The organism is Aquimarina rhodophyticola (assembly GCF_042434915.1).
Classification (GTDB): Bacteria; Bacteroidota; Bacteroidia; order Flavobacteriales; family Flavobacteriaceae; genus Aquimarina.
Window position 1 is genome coordinate 3564247 of the sequence record NZ_CP170198.1, and the last position, 23254, is coordinate 3587500.

20 protein-coding genes and 1 rRNA gene (1 of these 21 cut by a window edge) are annotated in these 23254 nt (G+C 35.4%); 13 read left to right on the forward strand and 8 right to left on the reverse strand.

Features of this window, described 5'->3' with window-relative positions; genetic code table 11:
- Positions 1–88: 88 nt before the first annotated feature.
- From ACE939_RS15490 to ACE939_RS15510, 5 genes are all read left to right on the forward strand, one after another.
- Positions 89–2167, forward strand: coding sequence for a thiamine pyrophosphate-dependent enzyme (locus ACE939_RS15490; RefSeq protein ID WP_378186623.1), 2079 nt, complete (start codon positions 89–91; stop codon positions 2165–2167).
- A 781-nt stretch (positions 2168–2948) separates the two neighbouring features.
- On the forward strand, positions 2949–3395 hold the full coding sequence (locus ACE939_RS15495; RefSeq protein ID WP_378186624.1) for a GNAT family N-acetyltransferase: 447 nt from the start codon (positions 2949–2951) through the stop codon (positions 3393–3395).
- A gap of 195 nt (positions 3396–3590) precedes the next feature.
- Positions 3591–3776 (forward strand): hypothetical protein, encoded by a 186-nt coding sequence (locus ACE939_RS15500; RefSeq protein ID WP_378186625.1) that lies wholly within the window; start codon positions 3591–3593, stop codon positions 3774–3776.
- A gap of 269 nt (positions 3777–4045) precedes the next feature.
- Positions 4046–4834 (forward strand): NYN domain-containing protein, encoded by a 789-nt coding sequence (locus tag ACE939_RS15505; protein ID WP_378186627.1) that lies wholly within the window; start codon positions 4046–4048, stop codon positions 4832–4834.
- 94 nt (positions 4835–4928) lie between these two features.
- A complete protein-coding gene (locus ACE939_RS15510; RefSeq protein WP_378186629.1) occupies positions 4929–5762 on the forward strand; it encodes a mechanosensitive ion channel family protein in 834 nt (277 codons plus the stop codon).
- A gap of 95 nt (positions 5763–5857) precedes the next feature.
- Here the strand turns inward: ACE939_RS15510 and ACE939_RS15515 are convergent, their stop codons facing one another.
- The 4 genes from ACE939_RS15515 to ACE939_RS15530 all read right to left on the reverse strand — a co-directional run bounded on the left by ACE939_RS15515 (position 5858) and on the right by ACE939_RS15530 (position 8820).
- On the reverse strand, positions 5858–7123 hold the full coding sequence (locus tag ACE939_RS15515; protein WP_378186631.1) for a T9SS type A sorting domain-containing protein: 1266 nt from the start codon (positions 7121–7123) through the stop codon (positions 5858–5860).
- Positions 7124–7321: 198 nt separating this feature from the next.
- Positions 7322–7936 carry a DUF4230 domain-containing protein gene (locus ACE939_RS15520; RefSeq protein ID WP_378186632.1) on the reverse strand — a complete coding sequence of 205 codons (615 nt, stop codon included), beginning with the start codon at positions 7934–7936 and terminating at the stop codon, positions 7322–7324.
- 102 nt (positions 7937–8038) lie between these two features.
- Positions 8039–8566, reverse strand: a complete 528-nt coding sequence (locus ACE939_RS15525; protein WP_378186634.1) for a DUF4136 domain-containing protein — start codon at positions 8564–8566, stop codon at positions 8039–8041.
- Positions 8567–8643: 77 nt separating this feature from the next.
- On the reverse strand, positions 8644–8820 hold the full coding sequence (locus ACE939_RS15530; RefSeq protein WP_378186636.1) for a DUF5522 domain-containing protein: 177 nt from the start codon (positions 8818–8820) through the stop codon (positions 8644–8646).
- A gap of 28 nt (positions 8821–8848) precedes the next feature.
- Here ACE939_RS15530 and ACE939_RS15535 point away from each other — a divergent pair, with 28 nt between their 5' ends.
- The 4 genes from ACE939_RS15535 to hemL are packed head-to-tail and all read left to right on the forward strand — an operon-like array spanning position 8849 to position 12263.
- Positions 8849–9175 (forward strand): hypothetical protein, encoded by a 327-nt coding sequence (locus tag ACE939_RS15535; protein WP_378186638.1) that lies wholly within the window; start codon positions 8849–8851, stop codon positions 9173–9175.
- Entirely contained in the window at positions 9176–10120 is a 945-nt protein-coding gene (locus tag ACE939_RS15540) for a 1-aminocyclopropane-1-carboxylate deaminase/D-cysteine desulfhydrase (RefSeq protein WP_378186640.1), read from the forward strand.
- Between the two features lie 2 nt (positions 10121–10122).
- Positions 10123–10971, forward strand: coding sequence for a glucosaminidase domain-containing protein (locus ACE939_RS15545; RefSeq protein WP_378186641.1), 849 nt, complete (start codon positions 10123–10125; stop codon positions 10969–10971).
- A gap of 5 nt (positions 10972–10976) precedes the next feature.
- Positions 10977–12263: a glutamate-1-semialdehyde 2,1-aminomutase gene (gene hemL / locus ACE939_RS15550; protein ID WP_378186642.1), complete on the forward strand. Its 1287-nt coding sequence runs from the start codon at positions 10977–10979 to the stop codon at positions 12261–12263.
- 67 nt (positions 12264–12330) lie between these two features.
- Here the strand turns inward: hemL and ACE939_RS15555 are convergent, their stop codons facing one another.
- Positions 12331–12930: an SPOR domain-containing protein gene (locus ACE939_RS15555; RefSeq protein WP_378186644.1), complete on the reverse strand. Its 600-nt coding sequence runs from the start codon at positions 12928–12930 to the stop codon at positions 12331–12333.
- Positions 12931–13092: 162 nt separating this feature from the next.
- Positions 13093–14784: a lysine--tRNA ligase gene (lysS, locus tag ACE939_RS15560; RefSeq protein ID WP_378186646.1), complete on the reverse strand. Its 1692-nt coding sequence runs from the start codon at positions 14782–14784 to the stop codon at positions 13093–13095.
- 197 nt (positions 14785–14981) lie between these two features.
- On the opposite strand from lysS, the gene ACE939_RS15565 reads away from it, so the two are divergent.
- Entirely contained in the window at positions 14982–15140 is a 159-nt protein-coding gene (locus ACE939_RS15565; RefSeq protein WP_378186648.1) for a YqaE/Pmp3 family membrane protein, read from the forward strand.
- 20 nt (positions 15141–15160) lie between these two features.
- Entirely contained in the window at positions 15161–15877 is a 717-nt protein-coding gene (gene lipB, locus ACE939_RS15570) for a lipoyl(octanoyl) transferase LipB (RefSeq protein WP_378186650.1), read from the forward strand.
- Positions 15878–15913: 36 nt separating this feature from the next.
- On the opposite strand, the gene ACE939_RS15575 is transcribed toward lipB, so the two are convergent.
- Together ACE939_RS15575 and ACE939_RS15580 are read right to left on the reverse strand one after the other, a co-directional pair.
- The gene (locus ACE939_RS15575; protein ID WP_378186652.1) at positions 15914–18382 is read right to left on the reverse strand and encodes a hypothetical protein; all 2469 of its coding nucleotides are present in this window, start codon (positions 18380–18382) and stop codon (positions 15914–15916) included.
- A 108-nt stretch (positions 18383–18490) separates the two neighbouring features.
- Entirely contained in the window at positions 18491–19093 is a 603-nt protein-coding gene (locus tag ACE939_RS15580; protein ID WP_378186654.1) for a ribonuclease HII, read from the reverse strand.
- Between the two features lie 124 nt (positions 19094–19217).
- Between ACE939_RS15580 and ACE939_RS15585 the strand changes: the two genes are divergently transcribed.
- The gene (locus tag ACE939_RS15585; protein ID WP_378186656.1) at positions 19218–21197 is read left to right on the forward strand and encodes a putative porin; all 1980 of its coding nucleotides are present in this window, start codon (positions 19218–19220) and stop codon (positions 21195–21197) included.
- Positions 21198–22096: 899 nt separating this feature from the next.
- A 16S ribosomal RNA gene (locus tag ACE939_RS15590) occupies positions 22097–23254 on the forward strand; it runs 366 nt beyond the window's last position.

Sequence of the window (23254 nt, forward strand, 5' to 3'; positions counted from 1 at the left end):
AACAAAAGATATAACAAATAGCCCGACCCCTTGGGGTTGCCAATAAAGCAAAATTTAAAAACGAGTAGCGTTTTAAAAAAAAATAGATATGTTAGCAGAAAAGACGATTGCCAAAGAAGTTTTAAAACTAGCTTTTACCAAAATGTGTACAGCAAAAAGTATGGCCGAATTGTATGAGGATAACTTCAAAGTAGTATCCAAATATGTGCATGCTACTTCGCGCGGGCATGAAGCTATACAACTCGCAACAGCCATGCAATTACTACCTCAAGATTATGCATTTCCCTACTATAGGGATGATGCAATGTTATTAGGTATTGGGATGCGTCCATACGATTTAATGCTGCAATTGTTAGCAAAAAAAGAAGATCCCTTCTCAGGTGGGCGAACATATTATTCCCATCCCAGTTTGCGTGATATCGACAAACCGAAAATTCCGCATCAATCTTCTGCCACAGGGATGCAAGCAATTCCAGCAACTGGTGTAGCACTAGGTATGCAGTACAAAGAATTACTTGATATTACGGGAGCCGAGGCTCCAGAAGACGCACAATTTAACGCACCATTAGTTGTATGTTCCTTAGGTGATGCATCCGTGACCGAAGGCGAGATAGCAGAAGCGTTTCAGATGGCAGCTTTAAAACAATTACCTATTTTGTATCTGGTACAAGATAATGGTTGGGATATTTCGGCTAATGAAGCCGAAACCCGAGCGCAAAGTGCGTTTGACTATGCCAAGGGATTTCACGGTCTCGAAGCCATGACCATTGATGGCGCAAATTTTACAGAGAGCTATCTTGCTGTTGAAGAAGCAATACGGATTATCCGTGAAGAGCGTAGACCTGTATTGTTGCATGCCAAGGTGCCGTTGCTCAATCACCATACCTCTGGAGTACGTATGGAGTGGTATCGAGATGATCTCGAAGAAGCCCGTAGTCGTGACCCTTATCCTGTTTTACGTAAACAATTATTAAAGAGTGGCGTAAGTGAAAAAGAAATTGTAACGATAGAGAAAGATACAAAGACACTCGTTGCAAAGGAGCTTGAAGAAGCGATGAAAGCCCAAGACCCTGCTCCCGAGGATTTATTTACACATGATTTTGCTCCCACCCCAATTACCGAAGAAGCAGGAGAGCGATCCCCAGAGGGAAAAGAAGAGGTAGTAATGGTAGATTGTGCATTATTTGCAGTTGAAGAGTTAATGCGTAAACATAAAGAATGTTTATTATATGGACAGGATGTTGGTGGCCGATTAGGGGGTGTTTTTAGAGAAGCAGCAACCTTGGCAGAGAAATTTGGGGACGAGCGTGTTTTTAATACACCAATACAAGAAGCTTTTATCGTAGGTTCTACAGTAGGTATGTCGGCAGTTGGATTAAAACCTATTGTTGAGGTACAATTTGCCGATTATATCTGGCCAGGACTTAATCAATTATTTACCGAGGTGAGTCGCTCTTGCTATTTATCTAACGGTAAGTGGCCTGTATCGATGATTTTGCGTGTGCCAATTGGTGCTTACGGTAGTGGTGGACCGTATCACTCGTCATCTGTAGAATCTGTAATTACCAACATACGTGGACTCAAAATTGCATACCCAAGTAATGGAGCAGATCTTAAAGGTTTGATGAAAGCCGCATATTACGACCCTAATCCAGTAGTGATCCTTGAACATAAAGGATTGTATTGGTCCAAGGTAAAAGGAACAGAAGCAGCACGTACTATCGAACCATCAGAGGATTATGTGTTACCATTTGGAAAAGCTAATGTCGTACAACAAATATGGCCTCAAGATGAAGAAGAAACCTTGAGTGTTATTACTTATGGGATGGGGGTGCACTGGGCATTGCAGGCAACAAAAGACATGAAATCCAAAGTAGAAATTATTGATTTGCGTACGTTACATCCGTTAGATGAAGCTACGGTTATGGAATCAGTTAAGAAAACTAAAAAATGTCTTGTAGTTACTGAGGAGCCTAGTAATAATTCATTTGCACGAGCTCTGGCAGGAAAAATACAGGAAGAGTGCTTTAAGTATCTGGATGCTCCTGTCATGACCATTGGATCAGAAAATATGCCTGCGATTCCATTAAATAGTATTTTAGAACAAACGATGATACCATCGGCAGCCAAAGTTAAAGCAAAGATTGAAGGATTGTTGAACTATTAAGTTGGTATAGTTCTTAGTTTTAGAATAAAAAAGATACATCCCCGATCCTATCTTCAAAGGAAGATAGTGTAAAAGTCTCCCTTTGAAGGGAGATTTAGTGGGATGTGTTTTATGGAATTTGAGATACTACAAACAACTGCTATTGAGTATCGGATGATAATTTTGCGTAAGCAAAACAACACCCTTTAGCTCAAGGATACAATACAAAAGCACTGAGAGCAGGAGGGAGTGTAGCGAGCGACGCAGTGTTTTGTACTGGGTTTTTGACTTTAGTGTCAAAAAATCCCTAGGTAAAGGCATCTTTTTCTTTGTTTCGTTTCTTTTGGATGCGCAAAAGAAATGAAAGTAGTATGATTTTATAAATAAGTTGAATAAAAGTATCTACTCTCTATTCTCCGTTTCAACTCGCCCATAGCTCTCGCTATGTTGTCTTCAAATGAAGGAATACAAAAAATCTCCCTTTGAAGGGAGATTTAGAGGGATGTATTTTAAAGTTGAACACATAAGAATTTTGAAAATGCCATATATTTGGGATTGAAATTCTTAGTCACTGAAAGATGCATCTACTTTATGCCACATCCCTCAATTACCTAATAGGTGTATTTACAAAACTTCATATCATAGATAAAGAAACTCTGTCTAAATGGATCACTACTATTGAAGTTTTTTCTGCTAGCATAAAAAATTCACCAAAAATTTAAGTCCGCAGGAACTAGGGGAAAATATATACCTGGGAATCAGGACTAATCGTAAACACTAACATAGAACTTATATACCTAATATGAACATACGAAAAGCCGAATTAAAAGATAGTATCTCACTTTCAATTTTGTTTGACGCATACAGAGTTTTTTATAAAAAAGAGTCTGATCGCAAGGCAGCACTTACTTTTGTTGAAGAGCGTATCCTTCAAAATGATTCAGAATTCTTTGTTGCAGAAACCAAGGAAGGAATATTAGTAGGCTTCACACAACTTTATCCACTATTTTCATCTACACGTATGCAAAAGCTATGGTTGCTTAATGATCTCTATGTGAACCCAGAGTATAGAGGTCAAGGCATTTCAATTCAACTAATCGAGCGGGCCAAGCAGTTAGTAGTTGATACAAAGGCATGTGGTATGTTTCTCGAAACTGAAAAGTCTAATGCCATAGGAAATGCCTTATATCCGCGTGCAGGGTTTTCACTTAATACGAATTCGAATTATTATGAATGGAGTATTTCGTAAAAGCAGAAAGGTTTTGAGCTGTATTGATATTTAAAGATAGGGTAAAGTTTTGTTAGAAATTAGAAAAAGAAGGTAAGGGATAAAAGCGTATTATAGAAGAAGAAAAATAGAGTAGATGAATCCAGATTGAATTTTCACTAGAAACCATCTGGCAACTAAAAGATCTTTCTATACATTTACCCTAAAATATAGCTCATGAAATACACCTACATTTTAATCATAGGCGGTTTGGCACTGTTAAACCTGATCTACACTTTTATTAAAATCGAAGCAAACTACGAGATTTTTGGTTATTCCACCAACCTATGGACCTATCGACTTATCTGGGCAGTGATGGTGGTGCTTTGTGGTTGGAGCTATTTTGTGAAAAAGAGAAGCTAAAGTATGTAGTACTGTTGTTTAGTACAAATTTTCGAATTACTTAATCCATTTGGTACTTTTCTTATTTTTTTAAATAATATTCGTAGCAGAATTAGAAATAGTCGCAACTTAAAAAGTTAGTTTTAGTAAGATTACACTAGTGTTTAGTTGAATCTATTCATTCCTGTGGATACTGTCTTTATGAAATCATAAAATTAGACCGCATTTTCTTAAAGCCTATAAACGTTAGCGCAAATATATGTAATTTGTCAATCAGATAATTACAACTTATGAAAGACGTTAACTTAGCCGTTTTAATTGATGGCGATAATATACCTTCCTTCTATGTCAAAGAGATGATGGAAGAAATTGCAAAGTATGGTAACCCTACAATAAAGAGAATCTACGGAGATTGGACTAACCCCTATCTTACTAAATGGAAAAATATATTGCTTGAAAATGCCATTACACCTATCCAACAATATGGGTATACTACAGGTAAAAATGCTACTGATTCGGCCATGATTATTGATGCCATGGATATATTATATTCGGGTAAAGTAAATGGATTCTGTCTAGTGTCCAGCGATAGTGACTTTACACGTTTGGCAACTCGACTGCGAGAAGCAGGGATGCAGGTATATGGTATTGGAGAAAAGAAAACTCCTGATCCATTTATTGTTGCTTGTGATAAGTTTATCTATTTGGAAATCTTAAAACAAAAACCTGACAACGGGGATACCAATGATACTAAGGAGAAACAGCAGAAAAAAGAAAATATCGATACTATTACGCCCAAGGTAATACGATTAATTGCTGCCACAATTTCTGATTTAGAAGATGAAGATGGATGGGCTTTTTTAGGAGATGTGGGCGGTTTACTTCAAAAGAAACAGCCCAATTTTGATTCCCGTAACTACGGGTTTCAAAAATTAACACCATTAATTAAATCAATTAGCGACTTTAAAATTGAGCAGCGAGAAACTTCAAAAGGAAGAGCCAAACTTATTTATGTAAAGAATATGCCAAAGCAAAAATCTTCGTCTAAAAAAGCAAAATCTACCACTACCAAAACATAAAAAGCTCTTGTTTTTTAACAAAACTTAAACGTAAGTGATGCGGCGTTAAATGTTAAAATGCATAATATTTGTGTTTCATTAAATGATACATAATATGGAAAGATTTGGATTAACAGAAGAAAACTGGGATCAATTTGTGATATGGCTATGGGATTTTATCCCTGGCCTGATAGCTGCTATAGTAATTTTGGTAGTCGGCTTATGGGTGATTAAAATTCTAACGGGAATGCTCAAGCGATTTTTTGATAGAAAAGAATATGATTTAGCTTTAGAAAAATTTATTTATGATTTGGTAAGCGGCGGACTCAAAGTGCTATTGCTTATCTTAGTAATCACTCAATTTGGAGTAAAGACTTCTTCTCTTGTAGCAATTTTAGGAGCTGCAGGTTTGGCTGTTGGTTTAGCCTTGCAAGGGTCTCTTGCTAATTTTGCCGGTGGTGTGTTAATTTTATTCTTTAAACCTTTCAGAGTGGGTGATTTTATTGAAGCACAAGGTGTTTCTGGAACGGTCAAAGAGATTACTATATTTACAACAAAGCTATTGACTTTTGGCAATCAATTAGCAATCATTCCCAATGGTAAATTATCCAATGATAATATAATAAATTATTCAGAAGAAGGGAAACGTCGTGATAATATTACCATAGGAATATCGTACGAAAGTGATATTAAACTATCAAAAGATATTTTATCCGATTTGGTTAATGACCATGATAAAGTATTACAAGATCCTGCTCCTCAAGTAGTTGTTGCAGAGTTAGCAGATAGTTCAGTTAATTTATCATTACGTTACTGGGCGGCTAATGAGCACTTTTGGGATGTGCACTTTTATGTGATTGAAGAAGCTAAAATGCGTTTGGAAGCTCAGGGGATTTCGATTCCTTTTCCACAGCGGGATGTTCATTTGTATTCTGTAGAGAAGTCGTAATAACAAACTAAGTTAGTTGTCAAAAATCAAAAAGGTATCGAACTGTTCGATACCTTTTTGATTGGTATAAAGATTTTCGCCTTTTAAAGCAGTATTTATTTAATAATAATTTTAAACACTTGTTCCTTAGTGCTTTCGGTACTAGATATGATTCTTAAAAAATATAGTCCAGAGCCATAAGGGGTTAAGTCGACTAACTGAGTTTCCTTATTATCAACAGGAATTTTTGCTAATCGTTTGCCAGAGTATTCAATAATGTGAATCCAACTATTAGCGGTTGATATGTTATTCAAATAAATTACCCCCTTAGAAGGATTGGGATAGTAACTGAATTCTGTATCAATTTCCTTCTCTATTTGCTCTGCGACTTCCTCCTCATCTGTCTCTTCTTCCTCTTCCTCTTGATTGTCGTCATCTGTCTCTTCCTCATCTTCACTATCATCCTCATTTTCATTATTGTCTTCTTCTTCCTCTTCTTCCTCTTCTTCCTCTTCAGTATACGTTTCTATAAATTGAGAAAATAACCAATCCCAGACTATGGTATTGTTGTAAACCTGTGTCCAAGCATTATGACCACCTTCTTTATATAAAGTAAAACCAAGCGTAGTTGTAGGCGTTGTGGCTTGATCTGCTCCAATCCATGTTCTCGATGTTTGATCGTAACTCATCGTATAATCTAATTCGGGCTCAATTTCGTCTTCTAAGTACGGGTAAGAGTCCATAACGCTTATTCCCGTATTGGTAATACGATCCAAATTGTCTACAGTTTCTCGATAGTTTATCGTAGGATCGTTAAAATTGTGATGAACCCATATAGCTGTTTGTAACAAATTTTCTGAAGGTTCTGAAACCCGTGTTCTACCACAAATTGGTAAAGCAGCAGCTATTTTATCACCAAATATATCGAGTGCTCTCCAAGTACTGCTTCCGCCAGAACTTAAGCCTGTAAGATAGACACGCGTAGAATCAATTGGATAATGTTGCATGATATAATCATACATTAATTTTGAATCATCTCCTTCAAATTCGTAAGTTGGGGATTGTGGTGAAATAACAATGGCATCAAAATCTTTCCCTCGATTTATTAAGGAAGGAACGCCGTGTTTCAAAACATCTGAGAGTTCATTATTTCCATTACCAGCACCAGAACTTCCATGAAAGAAAATTAGAAGTGAGTACTTTTTATCGCCATCATGAACATAATCTAGTGGTAAATATTCATAGTAGCCAAAGGGTGCTGTGGTATTGTCTTTATAAACCGCGGTTTGATCGCCTGGATTTCCATATGGAATTTGTCCAGATGCCCCATAAACCCATCCTAGGACTAGGATAAAAAATAGGTTGAATCTAGTAACTTTCATGATCATAATGTGATGATTAAAAAATTCCTTGAAGAGGGTTTTGGAAATTTTAAAAATGCAAAGCGTAAAAGTACAAAAAGGAGTATAAGATTAAGATAATTTAACGCTTTCTTATAGTTTTGAGGAAATTGAAAATCAAAACTTTAACAATTTAAGTTTAGTAGTAATATATTGTGTTTTATGACGGTCATTTTCTTATTAAAATTGAAAGGCATTTTCTAGGTTACCAGCAGCAACTGGGGTGTTATTATATTTTAACGTCCAACCAAGCGTATTAGTGAGAATGTAGATCTGATTGAGCTCACTTAACAATCTATTTTTTGAATTTTGAAGCATTGATGATTTTTCTACAGATTCGTGTAATTGTTTTTTGATTTGTTTTTGTATCACATTATGATCTTCTGGTGTAAATGGATAGAGGAGATCTTCTTCTAGGTGATGATATTTTATTACTGGATTTATATCAATTTCTGGATCGGGAATATCACCTAAAGTTATTGTTTTATTTTCTTTGTCGATAGTGTATTTTATTTGGCGTAGGTCGTAGGAGACACTTACTTTGGCGTTGACTACTACAATCGCTTTTTTCTCTATAGTAATTAGATCCAGATAAAATTTCTTGGCATTTTTATAAGTGATAACTTCGGAGAAATGCCCTTCATTCACAATCAATTTACCAGTATTTTTTATTTGATCGGCTATTAATTGAGTGGCTTCGAGAGTAGCTGTTTGAGATTGTCTTTCATTAAAAAGATAAAAAGACCCAAGTAGTATGATTAAAACTGTAATACTGCCAAAGATAAAATTACGCATACATATTTTGATTAAAGGCTATTTACAGAGTTAAATGTACGTAAAAAAAATGCCCTTCATAAAATCGAAGGGCAAGCTTTTTTAGTAAATCAAAATAAAGCGTTACAATTGTGGAGGATATTTTGCTAAAATCGCAGATACAATTTCATTAACTCGCTCCTGCTTTTTATTGACATCATTAGAAAGAGCCGCTGTACCCATGCCCTGCCATATCAATTCTTTTTGTTGCGCATCTATTAAGTCTATATATAAAGTGCCTTCAGTTGTTCTCGATACATTATTATAGCCCATGTTCCAATACCAAGGATGCCATCCCCAGCCGTAGCCCCATCCAATATTATTTTGATATACATTCACATTTTCTTTGGTTTTAGTAAATATACTCACTAATAGATCTGGAGTGTCAGATTTAGTAAATCCTTTTGCTTGCATATCTGCTTCTATAGCCCTTAGAATACGCTTTTTATCAAGATCACTAATTTCGGCTTTATCGATACCAGGTTTGTAAAAAGCAAAGGTTTTATACTTAGTAAAATTAGCTTGTTTATCGTAATCAGAAGCTACACGTACAGTTGAACAAGAGCTAAGCGTTACAATAAAAATTAGCGTTAGGAGAGAAAAAGCTTTCATGATCGTATAGTCTTTAAAATTAATATAATAGATTTTGTAAGATGTGACATCAATAATTATACCAGTGCCTAAAAGTATTAGTTGATTTTATAATTATTGGTTTTTTTATTAAACCCGTAAGGGCAATGCCTGCAACCGCTCTCGCAGCAATATCCTCTTTTTAGATGGTATTGTTCTGTAAAGCATCTGTAGCCTTCAGGGGTTAAATAATAATCTCCTTCTTCAGGTTTAAGATTTTTTTTTGAATTATCCATAGTTACAAAAATAGTATCTTGCAATGATATGCCAATACTAGTTAACAAATATCTTATAGGACGTCACTTTGTTGGAGTGGCTGTATGGCCTTTGATAATTGTCAAGAATAGATCTTTGACCAAGGATATGATATTTATTAATCACGAGAAAATTCATCTTAGACAACAGAGAGAATTGTTGGTTATTCCGTTTTATTTCTTTTATTTCTTTGAATATTTAATACGCTTAATACAATATAAGAATTTTGGGGTTGCCTATCGTAATATATCTTTTGAACGTGAGGCTTATCATAATGAGGATAATCTTGAGTATTTAAACGAGAGAACTTTTTGGAGCTTTTTAAAGTACAGATAAATGAAGTCTTTTTTTGCAGCTAATAGAAATAGTCGGAATGAAGAATTACAAAGCACACTCCTTTCAGACAAACTAATTACTCTCAATGTAAAACGTGAAGATTTAATACACGATCAAATTTCTGGAAATAAGTTTAGAAAGTTACAGTACAATATCGAAGCTGCTCGAGTCAAAGGGTATAAGAAACTTTTGACCTTTGGAGGTGCTTTTAGTAATCATATCGCTGCTACAGCGGCAGCTGGTAAGCTTTTTGGATTAGAAACTATTGGCGTGATTAGAGGCGAAGAATTAGGAATTGATTTAGAAAAAACATTGTCTCAAAATAAAACATTGCATTATGCTGTGTCGCAAGGAATGAAATTACATTTTGTAGACAGGATTTCTTATCGTAAAAAAGAAGACGAAAGTTTTCTAGCCGTATTGCGAGGAGAATTTGGTCAATTTTATCATATCCCAGAAGGGGGGACAAACAAGTTGGCTATTCAAGGATGTAAAGAAATCTTAACAACATCGGATAAGGATTTTGATATTATTTGTTGTGCAGTAGGAACTGGGGGTACAATTTCAGGAATAATTGAAAGTGCATTACCCCATCAAAAGGTTTTAGCATTTCCTGCACTCAAAGGAGATTTTATCGAAACAATGATACAAAAATATACTTCCAAAACAAATTTTACACTTATCAATGACTATCATTTTGGTGGGTACGGTAAAGTTCCTATTGAACTCGTTACTTTTATAAATACATTTCATAAAGAGCATCAAATCCTTTTGGATCCAGTATATACAGGAAAAATGATGTTTGGTCTTCTAGATTTAATTAAGAGCAATTATTTTAATAGAAATACTCGTATTTTAGCAATTCATACAGGAGGGATACAAGGTATATCTGGTGTGAATCAAAGATTAAAACAAAAAAACATCCCTCAAATTAAAACAGATTGAGAATGAGAAAGGTTGTGTTACTAATTTTTAGTGTTACATTCGTAATATCATGTGGTAGTAAAAGAAAGGCAGTTACGACCTCACATAGAGAACTTCCGATAAAACGAAAAGTCATAATTCCAATAAAAAAACACGAGACAGAGAAAACAGTAGTTGTTGCTCCCGTGCCATCACCATCCCCTCCTGTTTCGTATAAAGATCGCGTAGAAAACTATATTGCTAGCTACTCAAATATTGCAAAAAATGAAATGAAAGTTTACGGTATTCCTGCGAGTATAACTTTGGCACAGGGGATTTTGGAATCTGGTGCTGGTTATGGAGAGCTTACTCAAAAAGCAAATAATCATTTTGGAATTAAATGCCATGATTGGGAAGGCGAACGTGTATACCATGATGATGACTTATCACAAGAATGTTTTAGAAAGTATGATGATGCTAATCTTTCTTTTAGAGATCATTCGCTATTTCTAAAACATCGCAAACGCTATGCAAAACTTTTTACATATGCTAGGGATGATTATAAGTCTTGGGCATATGGATTGAGAGCAGCGGGGTATGCTACCGATAAAAAGTATCCGACAAAATTAATCGGAATTATTGAGCGCTATCAACTCTTCGTATATGATCGAGAATATTCTGCCACCACGCAAGCTCAGAGTGTGGTTAATGCATTTGTTAAAAATACTGATAAGGAAGGGTATATGGTGCAAAAAGGAGACACCTTATACTCTATTGCAAAAAAGCATAAACTTTCGGTCGCCAAATTAAAAGAGTTGAATAATCTTAAAAATAATACAATTGCAATTGGACAGTTATTAATAACTACCGAAGACGATTCAAATGAATTTTAATAAATATGATTTATAAAAGAAGTAGCGCTTTATTTACTGAAGCGCAAAAAGTAATACCAGGGGGTGTCAACTCACCAGTGAGAGCATTTAAAGCTGTAGGAGGAGACCCTGTTTTTGTGGAGCGCGCTCAAGGCGCCTATTTATATGATGCCGATGGAAATCGTTTAATTGACTACATTAATTCTTGGGGCCCAATGATACTAGGTCACGCACATGCACCTGTAGTAGAAGCTATTACCGAGACAGCAAAAAAAGGTACTAGTTTTGGAATGCCAACTGAAATTGAAACAAAAATTGCAGAATTGGCAGTTTCAATGGTGCCAAACATCGATAAAATTCGTTTTGTAAATAGTGGGACAGAAGCCTGTATGAGTGCTGTACGGTTGGCAAGGGGGTACACAAAAAAAGAAAAAATTATAAAATTTGCTGGTTGTTATCATGGTCACAGTGATTCCTTTCTTATACAAGCAGGTAGTGGAGCAGTCACGTTTGGAACACCTAACAGCCCAGGGGTAACTACAGGAACTGCAAAAGATACTTTGCTAGCCAATTATAATGATTTAGAAAGTGTCAAAGATTTGGTAGAGGCAAATACAAATCAAATCGCCTGTATCATCATTGAACCTGTTGCAGGTAATATGGGATGTATACCGCCCAATAAAGGTTTTTTGGAGGGGTTACGAGAGATTTGCAACGCCAATCAAATTTTATTGATATTTGATGAGGTAATGACTGGTTTTCGTTTGGCCAAAGGGGGTGCTCAAGAATTATTAAAGGTAAATGCAGATATAGTAACGTTTGGTAAAGTAATAGGAGGTGGGCTGCCCGTAGGTGCATTTGCGGCGCGTAATGAAATAATGGAATATTTAGCACCAATAGGTCCGGTTTATCAAGCAGGAACCTTAAGTGGCAATCCATTAGCAATGGCAGCAGGACTAACAATGCTACAAGAATTAAATAGTTCTACCTCAATATTTGATAGTCTGGCAAAAAAAACCAACTATTTATTTGAAGGTATGCAAAGTGTTTTAAAAGCAAATAACATTGTGCATACCATAAATCATATTGGGTCTATGATTTCTGTGCATTTTCATGAAGATCAGGTCGTAGACTTCACAACTGCGGCTAATGGAAATAATGATACATTCAAGAAATTTTTTCATGCACTTTTAGAACAAGGAATTTATATAGCGCCTAGTGCTTTTGAAACATGGTTTCTTACAGATGCATTAACGTATCATGATCTAGACGAAACGATCGGTGCTATCGATAGAGCAGCCAAGATTTTATAAACCTATAATTAAAAAAGGGAATTCTCGTTTAGAATTCCCTTTTTTAATTAAATTTAAACGTAGCTTTTTACCAAGCTTCTTCAATTTTAACTCGTTGATTGTTTTGATAAGATGCAATAAACGCATCTCTAAAGCCCATACGAACCATCTCTTTTCTAAAACGTTTTGCTTCTTCCAAAGTTTTGAAATTCCCTAAGGCATATTTGTTGTATTCTCCAGCACGAATTTCTTTAAAATTTGTAAAACCATCAGAATATAAAGAAAGATCTTTTTTCTCAAAGGCTCCGATTTGAACAGCATATACGGTCTCTCCACTTAACGATCCTTCGGATTGCTGAAAATCTCCATTCTCATACTTAGCAAGTAAGGCACCATTGCTCTCTTCGAGTGTGTTGATTTTTTCTTGTAAATTTTCTACTTTTTTATTGTGAGCACTTTTTGAAATAGTATTACCGTCTGTATTGAAAGACATAAAGTAAATTGTTCCGGCAACACCAAGTAGTGCTAAGATACCCAAAATGATGGTGGCAATTTTAAACTTGCCAGCAGCTTCTCTCTCATCACGTAAAGCTTTATTATGACTGTAATCAGCCACTCGCTTCTCTTCTTTCGCTTGATCGAGTTGAACCTGTAATTCTTGCAACTCTTCTTCAGTTAAATATGGCATAATAGATTGGTTTTAACGCTTCAAATATAGATTAATATTACTTCCCGTAAAAATTAAATGGGAATAACTCAATAGTAAACAAATTTTATAAAAATATTAATAATAAAAAAATGTTTTAATTAGAGATACCAAAAGTCGCAGTTTAACTTTCGATTTTTCAAATTAATTGGCAAGTTCTACAACAATTTGCTCATTGGTTTTTGTGACTTTTACTAATTTTAATTTGGATAATCCTTTCAAACCTTTGTCCCATCCTTTGTTACTTAATTGAGAGGCTGCTTTAAGGTCCTCTAGAACCATTAATTTTTGCTGTTTTAGGATATCAAAAATTGCTTTTTCATTATCGTTTAAGTCAAGTGGTTTTTTTTCTGGACGCATTTGCGGAAAGAATAAAACTTCTTGAATAGACTGGTTATTTGTCAAATACATGATTAACCGATCCATACCTATTCCCATACCTGATGTAGGTGGCATACCATATTCGAGCGCTCTCAAAAAATCTTGATCTATAAACATAGCTTCATCATCTCCTTTTTCACTCAATTGTAGCTGCTCTTCAAAACGAGCTCTTTGATCAATTGGATCATTTAATTCTGAATATGCATTAGCTATCTCCTTACCACACACCATTAACTCAAAACGCTCAGTCAATTCTGGGTTGTCCCGATGTTGCTTGCATAGAGGACTCATTTCTTTGGGGTAATCGGTTATAAATGTTGGCTGTATGTAATTGCCTTCGCACTTCTCGCCAAAAATCTCATCAATAAGTTTGCCCTTCCCCATGGTCTCATCGACCTCTATACCCATAGCTTTGGCCGCTTCTCTTATTTCTGTTTCAGATTTATTAGTAATGTCAAATCCTGTAAAATGTTTTATTGAGTCGGTCATTGTGACTCTAGCATAAGGTGTCTTAAAATCGATCTTATGTTCACCAAAAGTAGCGTTTGTAGTTCCATTTACAGCTATCGCACAATGTTCTACCAAATTCTCTGTGAACTCCATCATCCAATTGTAGTCCTTATAAGCCACATATATTTCCATAGCTGTAAATTCTGGATTATGCGTGCGATCCATTCCTTCATTTCTGAAGTTTTTAGAAAACTCATAAACACCATCAAAACCACCAACAATTAGTCGTTTTAAATATAGTTCATTTGCTATCCTTAAATATAAGGGTATATCTAATGCATTATGATGTGTCATAAAAGGTCGTGCAGAGGCTCCCCCAGGAATGGGTTGAAGTATCGGAGTTTCAACTTCAAAATATCCTTTCGTATTAAAAAAATCGCGCATAGCGTTAAAAAGCTTTGTTCTCTTAACGAACACATCTTTAACTGATGGATTCACAATTAAGTCAACATACCTTTGACGATACCTTAATTCGGGATCCGAAAAAGCATCGTGAATTTTACCATCGGTATCAGTTCTTGGTTGTGGTAGAGGCTTTAAAGTTTTACTTAAAATTTTAAAACCTTTAACCAAAACAGTTTTTTCTCCAACTTGCGTTGTAAAAAGTTCTCCTTCTATACCAATAAAATCACCGATGTCTAGTAATTTTTTATACACTTCATTGTAATGCGTTTTGTCTTCGCCACTGCAAATTTCATCGCGATTAAAATAAACTTGGATACGACCATCAGCGTCTTGAAGCTCTGCAAAAGAAGCTTTACCTTGAATACGTCGAGACATTAACCTTCCTGCTATGATCACTTTCTTACCTTCTTCAAAATCTTGCTTTATAGATTTAGATGTATGATCAATAGGATATAACGCAGCAGGATACGGGTTGATACCCATTTCTCGTAGCGTTTTTAATTTATCTCTTCTTACGAGTTCTTGTTCTGATAGTTGCATAATTGTGCCATTTTAAGCGTGCAAAGATACAAAGTATGAGGTAATCTTTCAATCACTTTGACCAGAGTTATTTAGTTTTGAATAAATAAGAATAATGAGGGTTTCCAGAGGTTGCAGTTTTTTAGGTGTAACAAATCTTTATTTGTTGCGTCTTAAGAGGTACAGAATTTAAGTTGTACCTTTGAAATTATAAAAGAATGAGTTTTTGGAGAGTGTTGTTAGCTATTGTTTTTCCACCTTTATCAGTTTTAGATAAAGGCTGTGGATCTGTGTTAATTGTTTTGTTATTGACTGTTTGCGGATGGATTCCTGGGGTTATAGCGGCATTGGTGATTTTAAATAATCCAAAATCATAGAGAAAGGTATTGAATGCAAGATGAATAAAATTGTAGAACTACAAGAATTAGGGTTAAAAGATTATGCCGTTACATGGGCATACCAAGAAAAATTATTTAAAGAAATTTTGGATCTCAAAATAAGAAATCGACGTGAAAATCTTTCGCTTCAAACACCTAATTATTTCCTTTTTGTAGAACATCCGCATGTATATACCCTCGGAAAAAGTGGGGATATTAGTAATTTATTACTCAATGAAAGACAACTAGAAGAAAAAGGAGCTAGTTTTTATAAAATTAATAGAGGTGGTGATATTACTTATCATGGTCCTGGTCAAATCGTAGGATATCCAATACTGGATTTGGACAATTTTTTTACAGATATTCACAAATATTTGAGACTTTTAGAAGAAATGATCATTTTAACTCTGGCAGAGTATGGTGTCGTAGGTACTCGCAGTCAAGGTGAAACAGGAGTTTGGCTGGATGTAGGCACGCCTTTTGCTCGCAAAATCTGTGCTATGGGTGTTCGTGCCAGTCGCTGGGTTACTATGCATGGTTTTGCTTTTAACATCAATGCAGATTTGGGTTATTTTGATAACATCATACCATGTGGTATAAAAGGTAAGGCCGTTACCTCACTTAATGTAGAGTTAGGCAAAGAGTTTATAGATGTGACCGAGGTAAAGCAAAAATTATCTAAACATTTTACTCATTTGTTTGAATCAAATTTCATAAACACACCAATAGCGTTATAAATACTAATATTTATTAGTGTTAGAAATCTAGCGTAGTTAATTCATTTGATATAATAAAATACTATTATCTTCTCCTTGAACTACTATTTCTAATGAAATATCTTTATCCATATTTCCCATCTGTATTTCAGACACCCCATAAATAGGAAAATTTTGAATTAATTCACCGTTGCTATCATAGAGATAAACTTTTTTAGTCTGAATATCCGTTATAGTAATGTAAATTTTATCATTGATATAGAAAAGTTGTGGCGCTGTATACACTCCAAAATCTAAGGCAATCGTCTTATCTTTTATATTAAGTTGATTTTCTGATAACAGAACTAAAGTTTTATTTGTTGCAACCAAATTACTTGAAGCGGCATATTTTTCAGGACTATAACTCACAACTCCTTTTTGATCGATTTGTGTTAACCTTCCGCCTGCGTCAAGTGATATAAAATTGTCATTATGTCGATACCATCGATTTTTAGAAAATCTGAGGCTTTCTTTTACTTCTAATCGCTGTCTACCCAGACGGTCTAGAATATTCAATTTCCCAGTTGTTTCGGCAATCAAAATATAGTCTTTAGTTCCTATGCGAATATGTTGTGGGGTCTGTACAACTGGATTTTTTGTTTCTTTAAATCGAAAACCGCTAACGACATCACCTTGCGCATTAAACATAGTTACTTTGTTTTTTTGAACAATTACGATCCTATACCTTTTACTTTTATCATAATCAAATAGAGCTAGTGGCATTGTTATACTTTCAGTAAATTTTTTTGGATATGGCGGAACAGTATTTCCATCACGATCTAATAAGTATACAGTATTTGAAGTATTGAAGAGTAATTGAAACCTACCATTTTTATAAATATCGATTTGTTGAATATCTCCAAGAATAGGACCATCAAGTTGTTTTTTCCAAAATACCGTGCCTTTGGCCGAGATAAGATATAATGTATTAGTAATATCTTGCACCACAATATCTAATCCTTTAGTTCTGTGGTTTTTAACAAGAATGGGGCTTGATAATAACTTATTAGATAAAGTAGTTGCGGCAACTTGGGTAACCGATGAAACAGCTTCTTTAGTGATATGCTTTTGAAAAATATGATGCTGATGTGCAAAATCTTTTTCTTTAATGAGTTGTGTGACAAGAAGTTTATATTCAGCAGTTTTAACTGTAGCCCAAATAGTATTTTGTTCATCCCTAGTTTGTTCCTGAAGTTTTTTGGTATACAATGCTACATCTTGTACAGTAAGAATAGTAGAGGCTTCAGATAATTTTTCTAAAGCATTACTGTAATAATCCTGATTATAGAGCACTGCTTGACTTTGGATATTAGCAATCATTAATCTTAGAGTCTCAATCGATGAAGAAAATACGATAAAGTCACCATAAATAAAATAGAGCGTTGTGTCAATGCTAGGAATCAATGGTTTTAAAATGCCAGATAATGCCTTTGGATTATCGTAACCAAAGATTTCGATATCACGATATGTTTCTGTTCTCTCACCCTGTAGAACTTCTTGAGCAACTGTTGGGTTAAGTGTTGTCAAGGTAATAACTTTATTTTTGTTAAGCGTAATGATTCCAATTTCAGAAGTGGTCGCAAGGATTTCATCCAGATCTGTAGCTATATCGCGTATATCTCTTTCTTGCGCTTTAGCTAGATTTTTCTTTAGAGTAGTGAAATTATCAAAAGTATACGATATAAAATCAGTTGCGCTAATAGGTGTGATTTTTGATATGAGATTTTCTTGCGCTACAGTATTGTCAAAAATACCAATGGTGCTCGATAGAGAATCACGCTCTACAGCAATTCCGTCCAAATGAATAGCGTCTTGTTCAATAGAGCTGTCCAAAGATATCCATCCGCTAAAATTAGCAAGAAGCGAGGGAGAGGTGTCTCCCAAAAGATTTTCATACAAGCTTGCGAGCTTTTTACCATTAAATAGAATAGAGATTGGTTGGGAGTCATCGGTAATCTCATATGCTTTTTTCAAATCTTCCGATATTTTCTTAGGAGCTTTAATTCCACGTATGCGATTCTCTATAAGTAATTGCGAAGAAGAAGCAATAAGTACACTATCCTGTTGGACCGCATAAAATGTAGCTTCAGGCAACATAATTTTATGAAAATCAATTCCCGAATAAGTCAGTTTTTCTATTTTTTTAGTGGTCGTAGCGTCATTCTTCAAAATCACATCGTGAATTGAAGTTATATAAGTGTATTCAAACTTATTTTTTCCTAAGGGTGAGAAGCATAGTAAGCTAGGAGAAGTAATAGATTCTTTAATTACAGGCAATGCTTTAAAATATTTGACCAACTCAAAAGAGTCGTTAGTTTTTAGAAATGAATTATTGACAAGCTTACTTTTTGCTTGATCAAGATCATTGATTTTAATGACAACCTGAGCACTCGTTGGTATATATTCTAGCAACGAGTGACTAGTAGAAGATTTCTTAGTACACGAAAATATTAGTAACGAAATAAAAATTACAACTATTTTTTTCATAGAATACGATGGTTTGTCAATAAATATGTAATGTTCACTAGGGTTAATTAGAACGCAATAGTTGAACTATACGTATTATTAATTGTGAATTTCAATTTTCAAATATAATTATTTGAAATCTAGTGCAAACTGTTCGGGTAATAATCTAAAACTTTTTCGATGATATTTGGTGACCCCATACTGTCTAATCGCATCGCGATGCTCTGCGGTTGGATAGCCTTTGTTTTGTTTCCAATTATACATCGGGAATTCGTGATGAATTTTTTCCATGAATGCGTCACGATAGGTTTTTGCTAAAATCGATGCAGCGGCAATATGCAAAAATTTGGCATCACCTTTTATAATACAAGAATGAGGGATATTTTTATATGGTTTAAAGCGATTTCCATCAACCGCAATGTGTTCTGGAACTAAAGTTAATTTGTCAATAGCACGCTGCATTGCAGTGATAGAAGCGTTCAAAATATTTATTGTATCAATTTCTTCCATAAAAACATGGGTAACGCTATAACTGAGACAATCGTTCTCCAATTGATGCCTTAACTTTAAGCGTGTCACAGCCGATACTTTTTTGGAGTCATTTAATATAGTGTGCTTATAGTTTTTTGGTAAAATAACAGCAGCTGCCGTTACAGGACCCGCAAGGCATCCTCGACCAGCTTCATCTGTGCCACATTCGATAAGCTCTGGGTGCAATTTTAATTGTAACATGAAGCGAAGATACTGTATGTAAACAAAATCCAAAATAAAAAAGATGTATGACACTGTTTCAAAATGGCACATTGGTATTTCAATTCATTAAAAAAGCATATTTTTGCTATAGTTCAGCACACCTATGAAAAGATATTTAGTATTCGTATTCCTTATGTTTGTGACAAGTTTTATACAAGCGCAAAGAGGGAAAGCAGATAATTTTAAAAACGCTAATGAAAAAGATGCTTCAGAGAATCCTCGTAAATCATTGCGAACCAAAAGTAAAGAAAGAGAAAAACCAGCGATTACAGAATATAAAATTATTAACAATGTAAATGATACGACCTTTGTAGACACCACTTTAACAATTCAAAAAGACTATCGTTTTGATTATTTGAGAAGGGACAGTTTTGAATTGTTACCAGTAAATAACGTAGGGCAATCGTACACCAGTCTGTCAAAAAGAGACCAGCCTCATCATATATTGCCTTTATTTGGAGCCAGAGCAAAGCACTTTAATTTTATGGAGGTTAGTGATATTAATTATTATCATGTCCCAACGCCATTCTCAGAACTTTATTTTAAGACAACCTTCGAACAAGGTCAGCAATTAGATGCTTTTTTCACAGTGAATACATCACCTAATCTCAATTTAGCTATAGCTTATAAAGGTATGAGATCTTTGGGTAAATATCAACATGCCTTAGCCAGCTCTGGAAATTTTAGAATGTCAGCCTCCTATAAAACGGCTAATAATCGCTACAGTGTGAAAACGCATTTTGTCGCACAAGATCTTATGAATGAAGAAAATGGTGGATTGTCGGAAGATGGAGTAGCACAATATTTAAATTCAGGAGAGTTTATAGGACAACAAGATGAGTTTAGTGATCGCAGTGCGATAGAAGTTACTTTTGAGGATGCTGAAAATAACTTAAAAGGAAAACGTTTTTACTTTGATCACCAACTACATTTGATAAAAAAAACGGATAGTTTAAGTACTTCATTCATAGTTGGACACCGTTTGGATCTTACAGATAAATCATATGAATTTCAGCAAACAACTCCCAATGCAATTTTTGGAGATGCTTACGTAACTAGTGGCATTCGGGATAAAGTAGCTTTTGAAAATTTCACTAATCAATTGTATGTTAATTTCTCATTAGGACAGTTAGGTACACTTACTGCAAAGACAACAATAGTAAACTATAATTATGGGTATAATACGTTGCTTACTCAAATAACCGAAGAGGATACACCTATTATGATACCAAATCGTATAAAGGGTGATGCGTTTATTACAGGAGGAGCATACCATAACAAAGTCGGTAGATTAAATTTGTATGCAGATGTAGAATCGGTGATATCAGGAAACTTTGATGGGTATAAGTATCGCGCCGGTATTGGTTTTGATTTTACCCCTAATGATACTGTTGAGCTTTATGGATCGCAAGAAGCGGTAGCGCCTAATTATAATTTCCTCCTTTATCAAAGTGATTACATAAATTACAATTGGTTTAATGCCTTCGATAATACTATCATAGAGAAGGTAGCTTTACGTTTGAGATCTATAAAGACGTTAGCTGTTACAGCAAGTTATGAGCAAATTGATAACTACACTTACTTTTCAAAGGATCAGAATGGGTTTGTAAAACCATTTCAATATTCAGAAACTATAAACGTAACAAAAATTAAAGCAACCAAAAATATTGTACTAGGTAAGTTTGGATTAGACAACACAATCCTATATCAAAATATAAGGCAAGACCAAGAGGTATACAAAGTTCCCGATTTAATTACTAGAAATACTCTGTATTATCAAGATCATTGGTTTAAAAAAGCGCTATTTCTTCAAACAGGTATCACATGTAAGTATTTCACTTCTTTTCAAGCAGATGGGTATGATCCAGTTTTATCAGAGTTTTACGTTCAGGATCAGCAAGAAATTGGAGGATATCCGCAGTTTGATATATTTTTCAATGCCAAGGTTAGACAAACACGAATATTTTTTAAGTTTGAGAATATCGGAGAAGCATTTGTTCAAAATGCAGAATTTTCTACACCAGGATACCCAATGCGTGATGCAGTGCTGCGATTTGGGATCGTTTGGAATTTCTTCTTGTAAAGTTTTCTGGTCCCATTTCGCGCTATTAGTTACAATTCCTCGCAAAAGCTGCGGGATTTTCACGGCTATCGCGGGTGCGGTTTAAAGTAATAGTAAGGAGTAAGAGTGATCTATATTTAAAGCGTTATAAGTTTTATAATAGGGATAGGTGAAAAAAGCATGATTTAACAATAAGATAACCAAACCGTTACAAAAAAGTTAAAATATTTTCAAGAAAAGTACTTGTTGTATTGCAAAAGGGTCGTATGTTTGCACCCGCAAAACGGGCTAACTGTTGAGCGATCGTTCATAGAAAGGGAGTAGAGTTTTAAAGGAGGTGAAAATTTCTAAAAAAAACTTTAAAAAAAGCTTTTCATAATAAAAAAGGTTTGTATGTTTGCACCCCGCAAAACAGGGTTAGTAGATGCGGCTAAAGTTCATAGAAAAGTATTGTTTTTAGAGTTTATTTCGAAGAAAAAAAACTTTCAAAAACACTTGACAGAATAGAAAAAGGTTGTATGTTTGCAGCCGCAAAACGACAAGAAGTTTTGCAGATGTTCTAGAGAGTTTTTGAGGTCTTTATAAAACTAAAAAAAACTTTAAAAAAGCTTGCTAGTGTAAATAAAGGTTGTATATTTGCAGCCGCTTAGACAAACAAGCAAACGTTCATAATCATTAAGATACTGCAATAGGGCAGAAATTTAAAGAGGTTCGACTCCTTACTCTTAAACAAGAATTGCTAGCGATGAAGATTGCTTTAGTAATTAGAGAAAGTTCATAGACATATTGATTGACAGCGCGTTTTACGATTTAATCTTTCGGGATTAGGTTGTAGAAGCAAACAAAGAATTAAGACTAGAAAGTCATACTTGAGATTACGATAAATTCCGGTGTTGTTTTTAGATAATATTTAAAGATACACGATGAAGAGTTTGATCCTGGCTCAGGATGAACGCTAGCGGCAGGCTTAACACATGCAAGTCGAGGGGTAACAGAGGTAGCTTGCTACTTGCTGACGACCGGCGCACGGGTGCGTAACGCGTATAGAACCTACCTTATAGAAGGGAATAGCCCAGAGAAATTTGGATTAATGCCCTATAGTATTATCGATTGGCATCGATTGATAATTAAAGATTTATCGCTATAAGATGGCTATGCGTTCTATTAGCTAGTTGGTATGGTAACGGCATACCAAGGCAACGATAGATAGGGGTCCTGAGAGGGAGATCCCCCACACTGGTACTGAGACACGGACCAGACTCCTACGGGAGGCAGCAGTGAGGAATATTGGACAATGGAGGCAACTCTGATCCAGCCATGCCGCGTGCAGGAAGACTGCCCTATGGGTTGTAAACTGCTTTTATAGAGGAAGAACTAGTGCTACGTGTAGCACCTTGACGGTACTCTACGAATAAGGATCGGCTAACTCCGTGCCAGCAGCCGCGGTAATACGGAGGATCCAAGCGTTATCCGGAATCATTGGGTTTAAAGGGTCCGTAGGCGGGTCTGTAAGTCAGTGGTGAAAGTTTACGGCTCAACCGTGAAATTGCCATTGATACTGCAGGTCTTGAATTATTGTGAAGTGGTTAGAATATGTAGTGTAGCGGTGAAATGCATAGATATTACATAGAATACCGATTGCGAAGGCAGATCACTAACAATATATTGACGCTAAGGGACGAAAGCGTGGGTAGCGAACAGGATTAGATACCCTGGTAGTCCACGCCGTAAACGATGGTTACTAGCTGTTTGGACTTCGGTCTGAGTGGCTAAGCGAAAGTGATAAGTAACCCACCTGGGGAGTACGTTCGCAAGAATGAAACTCAAAGGAATTGACGGGGGCCCGCACAAGCGGTGGAGCATGTGGTTTAATTCGATGATACGCGAGGAACCTTACCAGGGCTTAAATGTAGTCTGACAGCTTTAGAGATAGAGTTTTCTTCGGACAGATTACAAGGTGCTGCATGGTTGTCGTCAGCTCGTGCCGTGAGGTGTCAGGTTAAGTCCTATAACGAGCGCAACCCCTGTTGTTAGTTGCCATCGAGTAATGTCGGGAACTCTAACAAGACTGCCGGTGC